Annotated in this window: 15 protein-coding genes, 1 pseudogene and 1 riboswitch; of the genes and pseudogenes, 6 read left to right on the top strand and 10 right to left on the bottom strand. The window is 32.5% G+C overall.

Annotated elements, in window-relative coordinates; translation table 11 throughout:
• Positions 1 to 4 precede the first annotated feature (4 nt).
• The 3 genes from DW1_RS02010 to DW1_RS15400 form a co-directional block, all read right to left on the bottom strand.
• A complete protein-coding gene (locus DW1_RS02010; protein ID WP_074348964.1) occupies positions 5 to 1,177 on the bottom strand; it encodes an SIS domain-containing protein in 1,173 nt (390 codons plus the stop codon).
• Between the two features lie 69 nt (positions 1,178 to 1,246).
• A complete protein-coding gene (locus DW1_RS02005) occupies positions 1,247 to 1,975 on the bottom strand; it encodes a GntR family transcriptional regulator (RefSeq protein WP_074348963.1) in 729 nt (242 codons plus the stop codon).
• 400 nt (positions 1,976 to 2,375) lie between these two features.
• Positions 2,376 to 2,525, bottom strand: coding sequence for a hypothetical protein (locus DW1_RS15400; protein WP_159433534.1), 150 nt, complete (start codon positions 2,523 to 2,525; stop codon positions 2,376 to 2,378).
• Between the two features lie 546 nt (positions 2,526 to 3,071).
• Here DW1_RS15400 and DW1_RS02000 point away from each other — a divergent pair.
• From DW1_RS02000 to DW1_RS01990, 3 genes are read left to right on the top strand one after another with little or no spacing between them, the layout of a single operon-like run.
• Positions 3,072 to 3,287: a helix-turn-helix domain-containing protein gene (locus tag DW1_RS02000; RefSeq protein WP_074348962.1), complete on the top strand. Its 216-nt coding sequence runs from the start codon at positions 3,072 to 3,074 to the stop codon at positions 3,285 to 3,287.
• 17 nt (positions 3,288 to 3,304) lie between these two features.
• The gene (locus DW1_RS01995; RefSeq protein WP_074348961.1) at positions 3,305 to 3,502 is read left to right on the top strand and encodes an FmdB family zinc ribbon protein; all 198 of its coding nucleotides are present in this window, start codon (positions 3,305 to 3,307) and stop codon (positions 3,500 to 3,502) included.
• The gene (locus DW1_RS01990; protein ID WP_074348960.1) at positions 3,499 to 4,248 is read left to right on the top strand and encodes a Fic family protein; all 750 of its coding nucleotides are present in this window, start codon (positions 3,499 to 3,501) and stop codon (positions 4,246 to 4,248) included. Before DW1_RS01995 ends, DW1_RS01990 begins: the two co-directional genes overlap by 4 nt.
• A gap of 52 nt (positions 4,249 to 4,300) precedes the next feature.
• On the opposite strand, the pseudogene guaA reads toward DW1_RS01990, so the two are convergent.
• Both guaA and guaB read right to left on the bottom strand, forming a co-directional pair.
• Positions 4,301 to 5,266 (bottom strand): annotated as a pseudogene (gene guaA, locus DW1_RS01985) (glutamine-hydrolyzing GMP synthase); the annotation flags it as partial.
• A gap of 14 nt (positions 5,267 to 5,280) precedes the next feature.
• The gene (gene guaB, locus DW1_RS01980; RefSeq protein WP_278335714.1) at positions 5,281 to 6,738 is read right to left on the bottom strand and encodes an IMP dehydrogenase; all 1,458 of its coding nucleotides are present in this window, start codon (positions 6,736 to 6,738) and stop codon (positions 5,281 to 5,283) included.
• A 218-nt stretch (positions 6,739 to 6,956) separates the two neighbouring features.
• A riboswitch (purine riboswitch) is annotated at positions 6,957 to 7,058 on the bottom strand.
• A gap of 193 nt (positions 7,059 to 7,251) precedes the next feature.
• On the opposite strand from guaB, the gene DW1_RS01975 reads away from it, so the two are divergent.
• The 3 genes from DW1_RS01975 to DW1_RS01965 all read left to right on the top strand — a co-directional run bounded on the left by DW1_RS01975 (position 7,252) and on the right by DW1_RS01965 (position 8,450).
• Positions 7,252 to 7,458, top strand: coding sequence for a hypothetical protein (locus DW1_RS01975; RefSeq protein WP_074348957.1), 207 nt, complete (start codon positions 7,252 to 7,254; stop codon positions 7,456 to 7,458).
• Between the two features lie 168 nt (positions 7,459 to 7,626).
• On the top strand, positions 7,627 to 7,884 hold the full coding sequence (locus tag DW1_RS01970; protein WP_074348956.1) for a spore coat protein: 258 nt from the start codon (positions 7,627 to 7,629) through the stop codon (positions 7,882 to 7,884).
• A gap of 269 nt (positions 7,885 to 8,153) precedes the next feature.
• Positions 8,154 to 8,450 (top strand): hypothetical protein, encoded by a 297-nt coding sequence (locus tag DW1_RS01965; protein WP_143474337.1) that lies wholly within the window; start codon positions 8,154 to 8,156, stop codon positions 8,448 to 8,450.
• Between the two features lie 56 nt (positions 8,451 to 8,506).
• Here the strand turns inward: DW1_RS01965 and DW1_RS01960 are convergent, their stop codons facing one another.
• The 5 genes from DW1_RS01960 to DW1_RS01940 all read right to left on the bottom strand — a co-directional run bounded on the left by DW1_RS01960 (position 8,507) and on the right by DW1_RS01940 (position 16,800).
• Positions 8,507 to 9,046, bottom strand: coding sequence for a coiled-coil domain-containing protein (locus tag DW1_RS01960; RefSeq protein WP_083605471.1), 540 nt, complete (start codon positions 9,044 to 9,046; stop codon positions 8,507 to 8,509).
• A gap of 77 nt (positions 9,047 to 9,123) precedes the next feature.
• Positions 9,124 to 13,554, bottom strand: coding sequence for a coiled-coil domain-containing protein (locus tag DW1_RS01955; RefSeq protein WP_074348954.1), 4,431 nt, complete (start codon positions 13,552 to 13,554; stop codon positions 9,124 to 9,126).
• Complete coding sequence (locus DW1_RS01950) at positions 13,538 to 14,290, bottom strand: DUF6063 family protein (protein WP_074348953.1); 753 nt, start codon at positions 14,288 to 14,290, stop codon at positions 13,538 to 13,540. The genes DW1_RS01955 and DW1_RS01950 overlap by 17 nt, the downstream gene beginning before the upstream one ends.
• Positions 14,280 to 15,791: a replicative DNA helicase gene (locus tag DW1_RS01945; RefSeq protein WP_074348952.1), complete on the bottom strand. Its 1,512-nt coding sequence runs from the start codon at positions 15,789 to 15,791 to the stop codon at positions 14,280 to 14,282. Before DW1_RS01945 ends, DW1_RS01950 begins: the two co-directional genes overlap by 11 nt.
• Positions 15,775 to 16,800 (bottom strand): Wadjet anti-phage system protein JetD domain-containing protein, encoded by a 1,026-nt coding sequence (locus DW1_RS01940; protein WP_074348951.1) that lies wholly within the window; start codon positions 16,798 to 16,800, stop codon positions 15,775 to 15,777. The genes DW1_RS01945 and DW1_RS01940 overlap by 17 nt, the downstream gene beginning before the upstream one ends.
• Positions 16,801 to 17,031: the final 231 nt, after the last annotated feature.

Genomic DNA, 17,031 nt, shown 5'->3' with positions numbered 1-17,031 from the left:
GATTTTACATTATATAATCATAGATTGTTACGCCCTTTACAACCCTATTAACCAATCCACTTGGATTAGGATTATCAGGCTCTACTCCTGTTTTTACTGAGTATAGTAAAGCAAAAACCTGCGCATATAATACATAAAGTAATGATATAAAAACTTCATTGTTTATTTCTATAGAATCTTTGCTTAGATATAGCTGGTAATCTGATATTTCTTTAATCTTTTCGTCATAATCCCTTGAAATTGATATTATCTTGTGGTCTCCCACATCATTATAGATTTCATTTAGTAAGTCTATATCATATTTTTTTGCGTATTCATCTAAGGAGCAATATAACAGTATTAAGGTATTATCATCTACTATTGACTTAGGACCATGTCTAAAACCTAGAACACTTTCATTATGTGAAACAATCTGTCCCCTTGTTAGTTCTAATAACTTCAATGCACTTTCTTTTGCTATTCCATAAAAGCTACCTGAACCTAGATATACAACCCTTTTATTGTCATAGTCTAGTATCTTATTCAAATCTTCATACTTATTATCTAGTATGTATTCAGCTATTGACCCTATTTCTAATACTTGCTTTTTATTCGCTTCAAAGTTCTCCATGTCAAAAATTAATGAAGCGGCTAAAGTCATACAAGAAAAACTACTAGTCATTGCAAATCCTAAATCATTAGATTTATCTGGCATTAGCAGTAAGAATACGTTTTCTTTTTCTCTAGATATTTGAGCTAATTTACCATCTGCATTGCATGTAATAAATATATGACTTATATCGTCAACTAGCTTGTTTGCTAATTCATATGCTGCAACGCTTTCAGGACTGTTTCCAGAGCGAGCAAATGATATTAGTAATGTGGGAATATCTTTTTTAAAATATGACTTAGGATTAGTAACTATATCTGTCGTAGGAATAGACTCATATGTATTACCTTCTTTTTTATTTAAGTAAGGAACCACTATTTCTCCTACATATGCCGATGTACCAGCACCTGTAAATATAACCCTAATCTTTTCTTTTTCTAATCTTTCATTAATAAATCTGCTTATATTGTCCTTATTACTTTCAATTATTTTCAAGGTTTCTAACCAAAGCTTAGGCTGCTGGTATATTTCACTAGCAGTATTTAGCCCATTTAAAGCTTTCCATTTTTCTTCACTTAGTCCAAACATATAATCACCCTTCTTCAACTCATTATGATATACAGTTGTCATGTTGTCATTACCAGTTATGTTAAAAAATTATTTCTTTAGTAATACATGATATTTGAACCTATCTCCTCTTGCAATTCCCTTTGTATATTCGATTATCATGTCATTTTCATGTGTTATTCTTTCTATCATCATTGCAGGTAATCCAGTACGATATAAAAGTAGTACAGCTTCATCTTCTCTAGTCAATACTGATTGAAATATTTCTTCTGCACAGGTAAAGACTGCATTGTATTTTTTAGTAAATATTTCATACATGGCATTTTGTTCTAATTGTTCCTTTGTCAAGCCTGGAAATCTGTCACAAGGCACATAACTTGTTTCAAGCATCATTGGTTCATTATCAGCAAGCCTTAGCCTTGTAAACATGTATACTTCGTCACCTGAAGCTAGGTTCATTTTTTTTGCTAGTTCGTCACTACACTTTATTACCTTGAAGTCAAGAACCTGAGAAGAAGGTGTTTTTCCAATCTTTTTCATCTCATCAGTAAAGCTATAAAAGCTTAGTAAGTCTTGCTTAAATTTTTCAGGAGAAACAAAGGTTCCCTTCCCATGCTCCCTGTATATATATCCTTCTTTTTCTAGTTCTTGTATAGCTTGTCTCACTGTAGATCTACTAACACTATAAGTTTCACATAGCTCTCTTTCTGAAGGCAACTGATCATTTTCAGATAAATATCCTTCTTCTATCATTTCGATAATTATATCCATTAGCTGATAATATAATGGTATTCTACTTTCTTTATTTATGACTTTCATGACCATCACCTTCGAAGATATTTTATAACTGGTACGTACCACCTATTTTAATAATATATTAACTTTTGTGTTATGTCAATATAATCTATTTAAATTCTGAACATAGGATACATTCTTAATACAAAGTTAGGCTGCTGACAAAGCTAATATCAACAGCCTAACCCTAGCATCACAGAAGCAAATCTCTTAAGGGGTCAAAGTGAGATAATGCTTCTATGAGCTATATGAATACTTTTAAATTTATATCTCTACTCCCATTCGATTGTTAAAGTTTTATTCGTCGTTATTCCTATTGTTTTCTGTTATTCCTATTATTCATATTATCAAAATTATTGCCATTTTTATAGTTTATAATTTTTTTGCTGCCATTTTGCTACCACGATTTATGCCTAGTTACAGTTTAAATAATGAACTCCCTCCGATACCATTGGTAGAGGTCCTCTGTGGTTTTTATCTTGTTCGCCAGCGCCTGACCACCTTCGACCAGCTTGTAATATTTGCGCTTGAACTCTTCGATTGTTAGCACCTTGAACTTCCATTCTCCCGGCATGTATCCTTCAGATATGAAGGCAAATCCCTTCTCGGTCTCCTCTTTAATCTTTCCTGAAAATAAGCACTTTGCACCGTGCCGGCACTATGCTATTACTGTGCTTTTCCGGTGCATTTCTGGTGCTCTCTTAGTGCCCTGTATTCTGCTATTATACTACATCAGACATCTGATTAAAATACCTATTGAAACTCTGGCGCTGGGATTTGACTGCATCTTCTGTAAAGCTGCAGGTTCCCGTATTTCTTAAAGTTGTTTACCTGAATGTAATTGCTACCGTTTACGCTGTATCGCACGATAAAGCGTCTATTGTGCAGGCTCTGCGGGCATGGCACCCTGTTAAGGTGCCGTTTGTGGTTGGATCGCCTTACTGAGCCAGTTCTCTTTCTCCTGGCTGCAGGCTTTGAGTTAATCGTTTATGTTTATAATATAAATGATATTGTTTATGGCGTCAATAATTTATTTAACGTTTCTCGATAAAAGAGAAATATTATCGTTGATTTATTAAATAAATTCGTTTATAATGAGAATATTGAAAGGAGTGGTTATATGTCAGTGTCTGAACAGCTGAAAATTCTATGTGTGAAGCTTGGAATAAGTGTCTCCGAACTCGGAAGGATGTCCGGTAGGAGTCCACAGGCATTTAATCAAAAGATGAAGCGGGAAACTTTCACTGTAGACGAATTAAAGAAAATTGCCGAAGCTGCCAGTTGTAAATACGAAGGCTCTTTTATACTGCCATCTGGCGAGAAGGTCACATACTAAAAAAGGAGGTTCTCAAATTGTCAAATAATGATATATTCAAGTGCACAGCCTGTGGAAAAAGCTTCTCTGTAACCATATCAAACGCAGGATATCCCGGCGTAAAAGATCGAGAAAGCATAAATTGTCCCTGGTGTGGTGCTGAAAATGGCAGCAAGGTAACAAGCGGCATTATTACTACACGGAAAGTAATTACGGAGGACGGTGTTAATCAATGACTTTATATGAAAAAATCGACCTCTACAAGCTGGCCATTGATGAAAAGCGTCCCTTTGAAGGCCATTTACTTCATGAAATTAAAAACTACTACCGGATAGGCCTTACATGGTCCAGCAATGCTCTTGAAGGGAACACCCTCACATTAAGTGAAACAAAGATCCTCCTGGAAGACGGACTGACTGTCGGAGGAAAGCCTCTTCGAGATACATTCGAAGCCCTGGGGCATGCAAAGGCTTATGATTTCATGTTTTCATTGCTTAATAGCTACCAAATAACCGAAGAAGACGCCCTTACAATGCACCGAATGTTTTATACAGGTATTGATGTCGGGGCAGCGGGAAAATACCGCGATCGCCCGGTCTTTATAACCGGCTCAAAATATGAAGTATGCTCAGTAGAGCAGATAGAAGAGGAAATGACAAAGTTATTCCAGTGGGCATGCTCTGAGCGTAATAAGTACCATCCGGTTGAATTTGCCGCCCAGCTGCATAAGCGGTTTGTATTTATTCATCCTTTCATAGATGGGAACGGGAGAGTTGCCAGGTTGCTTATGAATACAGCGCTTATTCAGGACGGTTATATGCTGGCCATAATTCCACCAGTCTTGCGACATGAGTATATTAGCTTGCTGGAGCGGGCTCATGAAGATGATCAACCTTTTATGGACTTTATTGCAGAACGAGTTCTTGAGTCGGAGAAGGAGATCATGCGCCTACTGCATATCCCACTTTCTAAACTGCCATAAAATCAAGCCTCTGAAACCCTTTATTTTACTGGGTTCAGAGGCATTTTGACGTCTATTCCCACTCAATCGTAGCAGGTGGTTTGCTAGTGATATCATATACTACTCTATTTACTCCTTCCACTTCGCTAGTTATTCTTCTAGATACCTTTTCAAGTACTTCATAAGGTATTCTTGCCCAGTCAGAAGTCATTCCATCAGTTGAATGTACAGCTCTTAAAGCAATTGTATGGAAATATGTTCTCCCTCCGTTTACTACGCCTACACTTTTTATATTAGGTAGGGCTGCAAAATACTGCCATATTTTATTTTCAAGTCCTGCATTTTTGATTTCCTCTCTAAATATCCAGTCCGCCTCTCTTACAATTCTTAGCTTTTCCTCTGTTATTTCTCCAAGTACTCTTACTCCTAATCCAGGTCCGGGGAATGGTTGTCTATTTACTACTTCCTCAGGGATGCCTAAGCGTCTTCCTACCTCTCTTACTCCCTCTTTATAAAGCATTTTTAAAGGCTCTACTAGCTCAAAGTCAACATCCTCTGGAAGCCCCCCAACATTATGATGACTTTTCACTACAGCTGTTCCTTCAGTACCGCTTTCTACTATATCCGGATATATAGTGCCTTGTACAAGAAAATCAATTTGACCTAGCTTTTGCTTCTCCTCTTCAAACACTCTTATAAATTCTTCTCCTATGATTTTCCTCTTTGTCTCAGGATCTGTTACACCCTTTAGCTTATTTAGAAATCGTTCCTGAGCATTTACTCTTATAAGATTCATATCGAATTTATTTCTAAATAATTCTTCTACTTGATCTGCTTCATTTTTTCTTAATAGCCCATGATCTACAAATATACAGGTAAGATTTTTCCCAATAGCCCTATGCACTAGCACAGCACATACTGATGAATCAACTCCACCTGATAATGCACATATTGCTTTTTTTTCTCCTATTTGCTTCTTTATTTCTTGAATAGACTCTTCTACAAAATTTTCTGGTATCCTATTATTCATTTTTATTCCTCCAATTATATTTATTAGTAAACCTTACTATAGTTTGGAGCTTCTTTAGTGATTTGAACATCATGCGGGTGGCTTTCAAGTAATCCGGCATTAGTTATTTTAATAAATTGCCCCTTCTCTTTTAAATCTTCAATAGTTGCAGCACCACAATATCCCATGCCAGCCTTTAGTCCCCCTATTAATTGATAAGTCACATCACTAAGTGGCCCTCTATAAGGAACTCTTCCTTCAATTCCTTCTGGTACAAGCTTTTTACTATTCTCTTGAAAGTATCTATCTTTACTGCCAGCAGCCATTGCTCCAAGAGAACCCATACCTCTATAGACTTTAAATCTTCTGCCTTCATAAAGTTCCATTTCTCCTGGGCTTTCATCCGTACCTGCAATCATTGAACCAATCATGACTACGTCAGCACCTGCTGCTATTGCTTTTACTATATCTCCTGAATACTTTATTCCTCCATCTCCTATTATAGGTATACCATATTTTTTTGCAACCTGTGCACAGTTATATATAGCTGTAATTTGTGGTACTCCAACCCCTGCAACTACTCTTGTAGTACATATAGAACCAGGACCTATTCCTACCTTTATTGCATCTGCTCCTGCTTTTATGAGGTCTTCTGTTGCTTCTCCTGTAGCCACATTTCCTGCAATTATCTGTAAATCTGGATACTCTCTTTTTATCTTGGTAACTGTTTCTATAACTCCCTTTGAATGTCCATGAGCTGTATCTACGACTACTACGTCAACCTTAGCCTTTACTAATGCTGCTACCCTATCTAGTACATCTCCTGTAACCCCTACTGCTGCGCCCGCTAAAAGTCTACCAGTTTTATCTGTCGCAGAATTAGGAAATTCTATTTTCTTTTCGATATCCTTTATAGTAATAAGCCCTACTAGGATATTATTGGCATCTACTAAAGGAAGCTTTTCTATTTTGTGTGCCTTCAACCTTTCTTGTGCTTCTTCTAAAGTTATGTCAGGCTCTGCAACAATCAGATTATCTTTTGTCATTACATCATATATTTTTTTTGAGGCATCAGTTTCAAATCTTATATCCCTATTGGTTATTATGCCTACTAGCTTCATATTTGTATCTACAATTGGTACTCCAGATATTCTATACCTTTCCATTAGCTCAAGTGCATCTGCTAATATATGATCTGGTGATAAATAAAACGGGTCTGTTATTACTCCATGCTCTGATCTCTTTACTCTATCGACTTCCAATGCCTGCTTTTCTATGGACATATTTTTATGAATGATTCCTATGCCGCCTTCTCTAGCCATTGCTATTGCCATCCTTGAATCAGTTACTGTATCCATCCCTGCACTCATAATTGGTATGTTTAGTTTAATCCTTTTTGTAAGGTTTGTCCTTGTGCGCACATCCTTAGGAAGCACTTCTGATTTTGCCGGAACCAATAGCACATCATCAAATGTTAATCCTTCTCCTAAAAACTTTTCCATTATATTTCCTCCTACTTAATATTGTAATTAAAATTTAAAATTAGAGACAAGGTTATGAAAAAATAAGAAATAAAGCCAAAATTAAATAAAAATAAAAGTACACAGTTCCTTAAGAGTGGAAATGTGTACTTAAAAGCACAAGCCAATAGCAAAAGTTCATGATTTTATGTCAGTCATTTTTTTGAAAGTCAAATAATCACTAGAATTTGCTATTATTCTAGCTATTATATTCCACTCATAGTCGGATAATTTACGGTAATCCGGTAGAGACTCCCTAGCCATATTCTAGGGTATATATGAGTTTTCATATATGTTTTTCCTTTTAACTTAACAAAAAATTACATGCTTGTCAAGAAAAATCTGTACCATAATATTATTAACATTTCTTAATATAATATTTGGCAATAGTCATTTTTTTGTTTTTAGTCACATATTTTACAAGCTATATATTTTTAATAAACTGACATAATAATTATACTATAATTTAAGCTATCAAGGTGTGGAGGTGTTATATTGGAAAAAAATATATTAGGAAAGGATGTTGATTGCAAAACACTTCATCTTTTAGAGGAGCTCTTAAATCAAGAGTTGCTTTTATCCAAAAAATGCTCTTCCTACAGCAATACAATATTTGATAGTGAATTAAAAAATATTTGCTACAATGCAGGAAAGATGCATGAAGATAATTATAGGTTGCTACTATCTTATTTAAGTTCTTGACTAGAACATCTTAAAATGCAAGATTATTTAGCAAAAAAATAGAAGTTTCCATCGAAACATTATCAGCTAAGGAAACTTTTATTAAAACTCATTAACAGAAAGTTCTAGACTATAAGTATTATAAAGCAGAACTTTCCTATTCGTTATAAAAATAAGGAGAGGATTATCTTGTACATAGATAAGCACCTTACTGAAAAAGATTTATTGACTGATCTTATTTACTCTGAAAGGCAAATATCACATTCCTATGATAACACTATAATGGAATCTTCATGTTTAGAACTTAGACAAATGCTATTAAAATGCCAGTCAAATATCAGACAAATACAATCTACTATCCTTGATGCAGCTGAAATCAGAAATTGGAGCAATGGTAAATTAATTAGTGAAAAAGAAATAGAACATTTAGCTACCAAGTTTAGATAAATTTTGTTGAAGTTTTAAAGACAGGAGAATTCTAACACAAGAATTTCTCCTGATACTTTTATCCGTCAATCCTTTAAAACTCGTAGATTGCGAAGGGCTTATGGTTTTATTACATCATTCCTATTTCTACATAAATCTCCCCACTAATGAAAATAATATTACCAAAATATAATAATGAGGTGTTGTTGTTGAAAAAATATTATCTTCTATTTTTCTTATTTTCTCTAATAATAATATTAGTTGGGTGTAGTTCATCAAATATGCAATCTGTGGAATCTTTAAATTTTCCTATAAGAGAGGATATGGTTTTAGAATCAAATTACGAAAGTTCAGTTGAGGATACAAGCGTTGAAGTTTCTATTTATGTAGTAGAAAATGGCTCACTAAACTCATTCTTATTCGAATACGAAAAAAACTTAAATGAGAATGGTTGGACAACTGCTAGAGATTTTAAGCCCAATGGTTTAGTAGTTGAAAAAAACAACAAAGCAGTTACCATCCTAGCTTATGAACAAGAGGGGAAGCTTATGGTTGACATTATACCTACTCCAAAGGTAGAGGAATAATATCCTTTGAAAAAATAAAACCGTACCTAGCCAAAGGTACGGTTTCTAACCGCCATTTATATGCCAGATCTCAGCTTAACTATTTCTCCCCAATTGTGTGCAGTTGCAGCCTCTACTAAATTCATGTTTTTTTCCATAGATTCTATTTTACCTGTTATCTTATTAATATCATACTTCATGTTTTCCTGTTCAGCCTTCACTATATCTAACTTATGTTCCAAAGCAGATAATAATTGGCCTTGCTCTTTTAATGTTACTTTTATACCGTCTACATCTTGTTTTAGTCCAGTCACATCTTGCTTTAATTCAGCAACATCCTGCTTTAGTACAGTCACATCTTGCTTTAATCCAGCAACATCCTGCTTTAGTCCAGTCACATCTTGCTTTAATCCAGCAACATCCTGCTTTAGTACAGTCACATCTTGCTTTAATCCAGCAACATCCTGCTTTAGTACAGCAACATCCTGCTTTAGTACAGTCACATCTTGCTTTAATCCAGCAACATCCTGCTTTAGTATTGAGATATCTTGCTTCACTGGTCCTAGCTCTTCTCTCACTATCTCCCTAATGGCTACTAGCAATTCTTTGCTTTCCATAAACCATCACTCCCGTTAACATTCTTGAATATATTATATCATTTATAAGTAGATTATGAATATTGGAAATAAATTAATTAAAAAAAATCTAACTGCCTTTCTTCTCCTAATCTTATTAGTGCTCTAGGATCATTATCTTTGAAAAAAGCATAATTTATTTCCTTTTCTTTATCAATAATTTGATTACTTGAATTAACAGCTTCTCTTAATTTACAGCTATAAACTACTGGAAAATAGTTTCTAACAAATTTACCTTCAACATGGGCAGTTAAAGCTATTATCTGAAATCCTAGCTTATCTGCTATAAAAAATACAGGATCCAGTACATGATCACTTGAAGCCTTTCCAAATGGATTATCGACAATTACAGTTCTATTAGTCTTTTGACTTGTTACTATGCTCTGTCTTTTTTCCGCTAGATATCTTGATATACCTAAAAACAAAGTCATATTCTTACTCCATTTTTCTCCTCCAGACCATTTGTTAGAGCTTTCCCAAGTTGTAGGAGTACTGCTTATCTTCCCATCATTTGTAACCTTTCTGCAGCTTACTTTTATATCATTATTTTTCATAACTATTCCTAAAAGCTGCTTTGAATCGAGCCACTTCTCTATTTCTTTTCTTATTTCTGTGTCTTTATCAGTTCCATCATCATTTTTAAAGCTAGGATTTTCAAGCTGCTTTATCATCCAGTCAACGTGTTTTCTTAGCTCCTGCTTTCCTTCTTGTTCATTCCATTCCGGAACATCAAACTTAAATATTTCCTTCCATTTATCTTCTACTTTTATTCTAGTATTCTTTGGAATTACTTTTAGTTCTTGTGTCAAGGTAGCTAAATATTTACTTAGATGCTCAATAAAATGCTCTAACTGTTTATCATGTTCTCTCATATCATCTTCAGCTACTTTAATTATTCTAGCCAAATTATCCTGCATTTTATTTTGCCACTCTAAAACATCAGCATAGTTATCTTTGTATCTAATGCCTTCAATAGTTCTTTGCTTTAATCTAATATCTTTAATATTGTCACTACAAAATCTTTCAAACCAATTTTTCTGATTCTCTAAATCTTTTGTTGCTTCAATTGACTTATTCTCTAAGTCTTCCAGTGTATCTATAGAATTAAGAACTAGATTTCTACGAACATAAGGAAAATCTCTTATAATGTCTGCATTCAGCTCACATGCTTTGATATCTTCAGCCAAATATCTAAATCTTTCATGCTTAGTGTTTAAAATCTTCAATACCTCATCTATGCTTTCTTTCTCTTTATTCAGTGAAATCTCTATTTCATTATTTTTATCTTGTCTTTTAGTTAGTTCCTCATATTCACGTTCTATGTTTATCTTTACTTCATATAGTGACTTGTTAAACTCTAATAGGTCAGTATGCTTCTTAAAATAATCATTTTTCCGAAGATTATATTTCGTTTCTAGTTCTTTATATTTATCTTCATCCCTCTTTAGATTTTTTTCTAAAATCTTCTTACTTGGTTTTAAACTATTTAAGTCTTCAATTAGTTTTTCTATTTCCTCTTCTCCGTAGGATGGAAATACCATTTCCTCATCAATAATATAATCACTTTGCTTTCTTTTTCTCTCTAAGTCATTCTTTAGTTTAATTAAAGAAGCATTATAACTATCAATATCATCTCTTAGTTTTTTAATATCGCCCTGTTGGGAATTTAATAACTCCTTCAATCTTTTTCTTTCTGTTTCCAAGGTACTTCTACTCTCATGGGAAAATATAGGCTCTGAATACATGACCTCTGTATATAGCTCTTCTGATTTTAATAAGTGTACTCTATTAGCAAACTCGAAAATATCTTTATCTAATTCTTGACATATAGATTTAATTCTATTAATTTCTTTACTCAAAGCTTCTATCTTTATGTCCATATTGTTCAATTGCTCTTTTAACTGATATATATGAATTTCTAAAGCTTCTTTATCTTTCTCTTTATTCAAATAGTCTTGTGCTAACTGTACCCAGTTATTTAGAGTATTGCTTTCATCTTTTGCTTCGTCTCTTTTTTTGTTTAGTTGTGAAATAGAATTATTGATTTCATTTAATCTCATCTCCATATTATTAATGAACATGGTTTTAGAATATATTTTCTCCTCTAAGTCTCTTTTTCCCGATATTAATTGTTGGTAGTATTCATAGCTATATTGGCTAAAAAAATCTCTTATATCAGACAGTAATCTACTTAAATTATTTATCTCTGACTCCTTTGATTTTCTAAGCTTAGTTATTTCTTCAGACTTGGCCTTCAAATCTTCTTTCCATTTAGCAAAGCTTGCTTCCTTAAGATTGTCCTGCCAATACTTCGGAAATATTACACATTGATCAATAGCCTTCCCATTATCTAATATGCTTCTTGCCTCACTATCAGCTAATATAACTATAGGATAAGTAACTTTATCACTGACTCTATCAAAATTTTTCTTTAATTTTTCTATTTCACTATCAGATACAACTAGTGAGATAGGCCAATAAGGATAGTCCTTATAATAGCTATCCTCAGATTTTCCAAGTACTTCTGCTGCCCTCTGAATATATCTAGTACCTGCTTCTATAAATGAAAAATCTTTTTTCCACTCCTCAATCCAATTTTCTAGCAAAGGTTCAGCTGTAAAATACTTATTTTCATAATAATCATCTGCAAATCTTCTGGATACACGTTCATTTAGAAGAATTTTTTCTTTTTCACTAACTAATCCCTCAATTGTACTTTCAATATAATTAATTATTGAATCTTGTCTCATATAAAGAGAGTTAATGTATCCCCAACTATCATTTATAGGTTTTACTCTCATTAGCAAGTTACTTTGTTTGTCATCTATAGCAGCTAATCGCTCAGATATTATTATTTGCTGATTTTTCAATTCATCTAACTCTGTTCTATTTGATTTTATACTATCATTTATCGTCATTCTTTCGTTTTCTAGAAGGTTTATTTCATTACTATAATTTACTATGTTTTTTTCCAGCTGAGCTATTCTTTCACTCCATTTAAGCCTGCTTTCTCTTATATTTCCCTTATCCCTATTATCAGGTAATTTACTTCCAATGGACTTTAGCTCTTTTTCAAGCATTTCAATTTTCCCATTATTAGTATTTATGTCAGCTTTAATTTTATCTCTGTTGCTAAACAGTTCTTTTTCACCTGTTTCTTTATCTTTCAGTTGCTTTTCAAATGACTCCTTTTGCCCTTCTAGTAGCTCTTTCTCTTTAACTATGGCACTCTCTTCGTTTAAAAAATATCCCCTTATTTTTGAAGAGTTTTTTTGTAATTCTTCTTCTACTTCTTCTAAATTTAGCTCTTCTATTAACCTTTTAATCGCTTTTTCATTAACTTTAATATTACCTTCTACTTCATTTATTTCACTTTTTGCTTTAGCTATATTAAGATTAACAAGCTTCCTTTCTCTATCCTTGTACTGATTTTGAAAGCTGTCATATTCTTCCTTTGTATTTATATATTTTATCTTGGATTCATCTAAATTCTTCTTTAATACAGCTAGGTCATAGGAATCCTTCTTTTTTTCTAACTCATATAATCCTGATGTTATTTCTTCCCTTTCTATTTTATTTTCATTTATCTTTTCTAAAATATTTTTTTCCTCATCTTTAGCTAGCAAATACAATGCTTTTGTATAAGATTTCTTTTTAGCAAATTCTTCTTTTGCATTGTAGTATTTATAATATTCGCTCACATACTTATTTATTTGAACTTCTATTTGTTTACTCTCATCTATTCTTTCTCGTAATTGCTTATGTTTTTTAAAATGTTCCCTATGCTTTTCAAAAGTATTTACAAAATCCTGCGTTCCCTTTTCAGAAACAGCTTCCTCAACTACTGGAATCAAGAGCTTGTCAACTAACTGCCTAGTAGTAGAGCATCCTTCAAAAAATCCCTCTACTCCACCTTCAGTAGCATTTATAGATGCAATGTTTTTCCATTCTGATGGTATAATCTTGAAATTTTCTTCAATATATTTGTGAAATTCAGCTATTGTTTTGAATGTTTCTGCCATCATGTAATTCTGTTTCATATATTGATAGTATTCATTTATTTCTCCCTTATCTGACGGCCTTTTTCTTCCATCTCCACTTATCTTTACAAAAGGAAGATTTTCGATCCTGTGTTCGTCATTATACATATATTCATAGACATATTTATATGAATCTAGCTTGTTATTGTTGAGAAACAATGTAACTGCTGTCAATGCATATCTTCTCGGTCTATCATTTAGTATCCATTCAATAGCTATATGGCATGGTGAGCCTTCTAAGGATAGAGTTTCTCTTATTTTTCTTTCACCCATATCAGAATGAGGAAGTATGGCTTGAATAGCTGTTTGAATAAACACAGTTTTTCCCCCACCATTTTCTAACAAAATAGCTCCATTATATCCGTCAAAATCAAATATGTCATCGTTATATCTTTTTAAACCATTTTCATATATTACATTTGTAAAGCGTATCTTAGATATGGCTGGCATCTTTTTCCCCCTCCCTCTTTTCATCTAACTGGTACATAAAATCCAATATCCCCCTATTGAACTCATGTTCCATATAATACCTCTGAACAATTGTTTTTGCTTTTTCTGTTAGCTCTATTTCATCATTGCCAATATCATTAATTAAATCCTGGTCTTCTAAAAACTTCTTTACTGTATTTAAAAAACTTAAGCGACTTACAGTTCTAGCATCTTGCTTCTTGACATTCTCCTTTAAATCATCTATAGGCTCCCATCTTTCAATAATATCTATCCAATTGTATTCATATTCTTTTTCTAGCTCTTTTAATTCATCAATATTATAGTCCTTGAGGGAAAGTATTCTGTCATTGACATTTTCCAACCATTCTTCCATTGACAAAAAATCTCTTGTAGGATTTGTACTTTGATAGCTATCATAAAACTCTCCAAAAAGTATTATGATTGCAATATACATAGTATATATATCTGCATTTACAGCTCTTGATGGAAGATATACATTTTTTATACTTTCGTTAGATATATGGAATACTGAGTTCATAGATTTTGGAACCATGTAAACATAATCACCTGCTACAAATATTACACAATCTACATCATTTGCAAAGTCATCTACTAATCCTCTTACTACATCATCTGCAAGATATAGCCTTAATTCATCTTTCTCAATACATCCAAAAATTGATAGTCTAGAATATATTTTAAAAGCTTTTTTAACTTGCTCACGCTCATAATACATTGCTTTTCTCCTCCAATTTTATCAGCATATTTCTGATACTATACTTATCATTGCCTTTTACTATTCCATTGCTTTCTATAACATATAATGTTGAATATTTATCATATAAAAGCTCTATCACATCTTGTAAAAGCAGTTCCTTATCATCCTTTTCCATACTAATTTTAATGGGTGACTTTTGATGCAATATAATAAAAAAGTGGTAAAATAAAATATCGTTTAATATATAATCAAGATTCTTATTTTTCATATAATCAACTACATTTTGTATGTTAGTCTCAAAGTTACTATCTAAAGCCGCTAAAATAATTTCCATTATAAACTTAAAGTTTCTTTGCTGAACTTCTAAGTCTCTTCCTATTTTCTCATTACATGTCATTTCTAAAAAATCATTTGTCGTTTCTTTATAATCTTTATTTTCTATTCTTTGAGGAGAAAAAACTGTTAATGGAGACCAGGCCTTTCTTTTTTCAAGGGATAAAAAAGGCTCAAGCAACTGTCTTGATGAAACTAATGGCAATGGAGAAGAGAACAATCTTGAAGTAATTTCATTTTTAAAATTAAAAGAATCTATGCTTATATAATATAAAGATTCTTGTGCAGATTGGAGTGTTGCGGTTTTTAGTTCTATGCTTTTTTCTAACAACTGTCTGTGCTCTCTATGAACTTCTCCTAATTCTTTATGGATTTTAATTATATACTCATAGGCTTTAATATCCTTCTCATTTTTTACTTCATAGGATAGCTTTTCCCTAGTCTCATTTACAAAGCTCTGCAGTTCATCAAACTCCTCATTTTCTCGTGTTAATCTTAGGTTTATATCTTCTAGTAAAGTCTTATATCTTTCATATGTCTTTTCAGATAGTATGTTTCGCTGAACCTCATATTTAATTTTTTTCATTCTTTCTTCAATAGTTTCTACGTCTATTCTCATTTCATCTATCTGACGTAGTGCACCTACAAATTCTCCTTTTTCAAGCTGTTTTCTTAACAAGAGCTGATTGATAGACAACTGAAATTCACTAAAATACTCTTTAGTTGCAAAAATAAGCTCTAAGCCCTGTTCATCTAAGGTATAATACTGAGTATTTGCTTTAATATCAGACTTAGATGCTTTGAGTATTGAATACTCTATAACTTCCTCTCTTCTACTCTCCCAGTTATAAAACTTTCTAAAATTCCTTTTCCCACTTGGCGGTCTGAAAGTTTCGATTATGGTTCTTGCAATATTTTCAAAACCTTTATAGTCCAGGTTTATTTCTTCTTTATTAATTTTAATTAGAAGCTCTGTTAATTCTTTTACTCCGGTTTTTTTGTTTCTTATGAGCATATTTTCAAAGAAAAAAAGCAGGGTTAATAGACCAAGACTAAAAAAGTCTATATATTTCCCACTATTATCTTTAGTCTTCTTATTTTCAAGGTTATATAACACATCAAATAAGGCTATTTTTTGAACCCTATCTTTATAATTTTCTGTGATACCTTTAATAATTGGCTCCATAAAGCATATTCCTCCATATGTGGCTAATCTCTTCATTTTTTAAGCTTTCTTGAGGATAATATCCACCATTATTGAACATCTCTAATATTTGATTTCTCTCCTCTACGTTAAAGCTCTCTAAGAAGTTCTTAATTGCTATTTGGTTTGCTTTCTGATTGTCTTTTCCTTTAGAGTAAGGCTTTTTAAGCAAAACTTTATAAAACTTACTAGCTAAAATAGTAGGTTTCTTGCTATTAAGAGCATTCCAAATTGAAATCCCTTCATAATCCATATCTCCAAAATAAAATAGTTTATGATTATGTCCCTCTAGACCTAATTGCTTTTCTAGCATTACAACATTGGATACTATTTTCCAGCCTGCTCCATATACTAAAGAAGTAAATATTGTATCATGTAAAATATCTAACATAACGTGAAAGGTAGCTTTATTTTCTACTATCATATGAAAATGCAGCTCTTTATTCATCTCTTTAGGATTTACTCCTAGCATCAAAGGGTCATTTTTATATGAAATTTTAAATTTCTCCCATACATCTAATCTCTCTAGCAGCTTCCTTCCACCCTTTTCATCAATCCATTTCTCATCGCCCATTATCTGATATGAACGTTCTGGTGAAGTAGCTTCGTCAATAGGAAATCCATGTTTCTCTATATAATTATTTACTATCTCTATATATGGAAAGTCCTTCTCCCATTCCTTCTCACTGAGTTCAAAGTATTTTTGTAAGTCAATATCGGGATTTGATATTAGCTTGAATTTTTGTATTCTGTCTGATAGTTCTTCTTTGAAAACTGATTTATTAATTCGATAAGAATTATATAAAGGTATGGCTTTGCCATTTGTATGATGTGATTTAACTGGCCTTAATATATCTTTTTCTTCAAGGATTTTAATTTCCTTTGCAAAATCTTCATAATTAGTATTTCCTTCAAATATTCTTTCCAGCTCAAATAAGGATATTGTTTTATTCTTATATAATTTTAGATATGAAAGGATTTTATTATTCACAAATATCACCTTTACAATTATTTAGATACATTATACCATAATTCAGAAGTATTTATATAATATGAGAAAAGGTATTAAAATCATTTTTGCCCCTAAGGACTTCTTGACTTCTAATTAACATTAGCTCTATTATTGATCAGCAAAATATTAGCAGTCATTCAATACCTCATATTATAAAATTACTCAACAGACAATGGGGTTTTAACTATGATTTGTTATTAATTGAAAAAG

This window comes from Proteiniborus sp. DW1 (assembly GCF_900095305.1).
Lineage (GTDB): Bacteria > Bacillota > Clostridia > Tissierellales > Proteiniboraceae > Proteiniborus.
The sequence above is the reverse complement of the archived record's forward strand: the minus strand, read 5'-3'. Positions and strand labels throughout refer to the sequence as shown.

Excerpts from the sequence above, each read along its gene's own strand:
- DW1_RS02005 (WP_074348963.1), bottom strand. The coding sequence starts at position 1,975 with ATGAAAGTCATAAATAAAGAAAGTAGAATACCATTATATTATCAGCTA.
- guaB (WP_278335714.1), bottom strand. The coding sequence starts at position 6,738 with ATGGAAAAGTTTTTAGGAGAAGGATTAACATTTGATGATGTGCTATTG.
- DW1_RS01950 (WP_074348953.1), bottom strand. The coding sequence starts at position 14,290 with ATGTATTATGAGCGTGAGCAAGTTAAAAAAGCTTTTAAAATATATTCT.
- DW1_RS01955 (WP_074348954.1), bottom strand. The coding sequence starts at position 13,554 with ATGCCAGCCATATCTAAGATACGCTTTACAAATGTAATATATGAAAAT.
- DW1_RS01960 (WP_083605471.1), bottom strand. The coding sequence starts at position 9,046 with ATGGAAAGCAAAGAATTGCTAGTAGCCATTAGGGAGATAGTGAGAGAA.
- DW1_RS01945 (WP_074348952.1), bottom strand. The coding sequence starts at position 15,791 with ATGGAGCCAATTATTAAAGGTATCACAGAAAATTATAAAGATAGGGTT.
- DW1_RS01990 (WP_074348960.1), top strand. The coding sequence starts at position 3,499 with ATGACTTTATATGAAAAAATCGACCTCTACAAGCTGGCCATTGATGAA.
- DW1_RS15400 (WP_159433534.1), bottom strand. The coding sequence starts at position 2,525 with ATGCCGGGAGAATGGAAGTTCAAGGTGCTAACAATCGAAGAGTTCAAG.
- DW1_RS02010 (WP_074348964.1), bottom strand. The coding sequence starts at position 1,177 with ATGTTTGGACTAAGTGAAGAAAAATGGAAAGCTTTAAATGGGCTAAAT.
- DW1_RS02000 (WP_074348962.1), top strand. The coding sequence starts at position 3,072 with ATGTCAGTGTCTGAACAGCTGAAAATTCTATGTGTGAAGCTTGGAATA.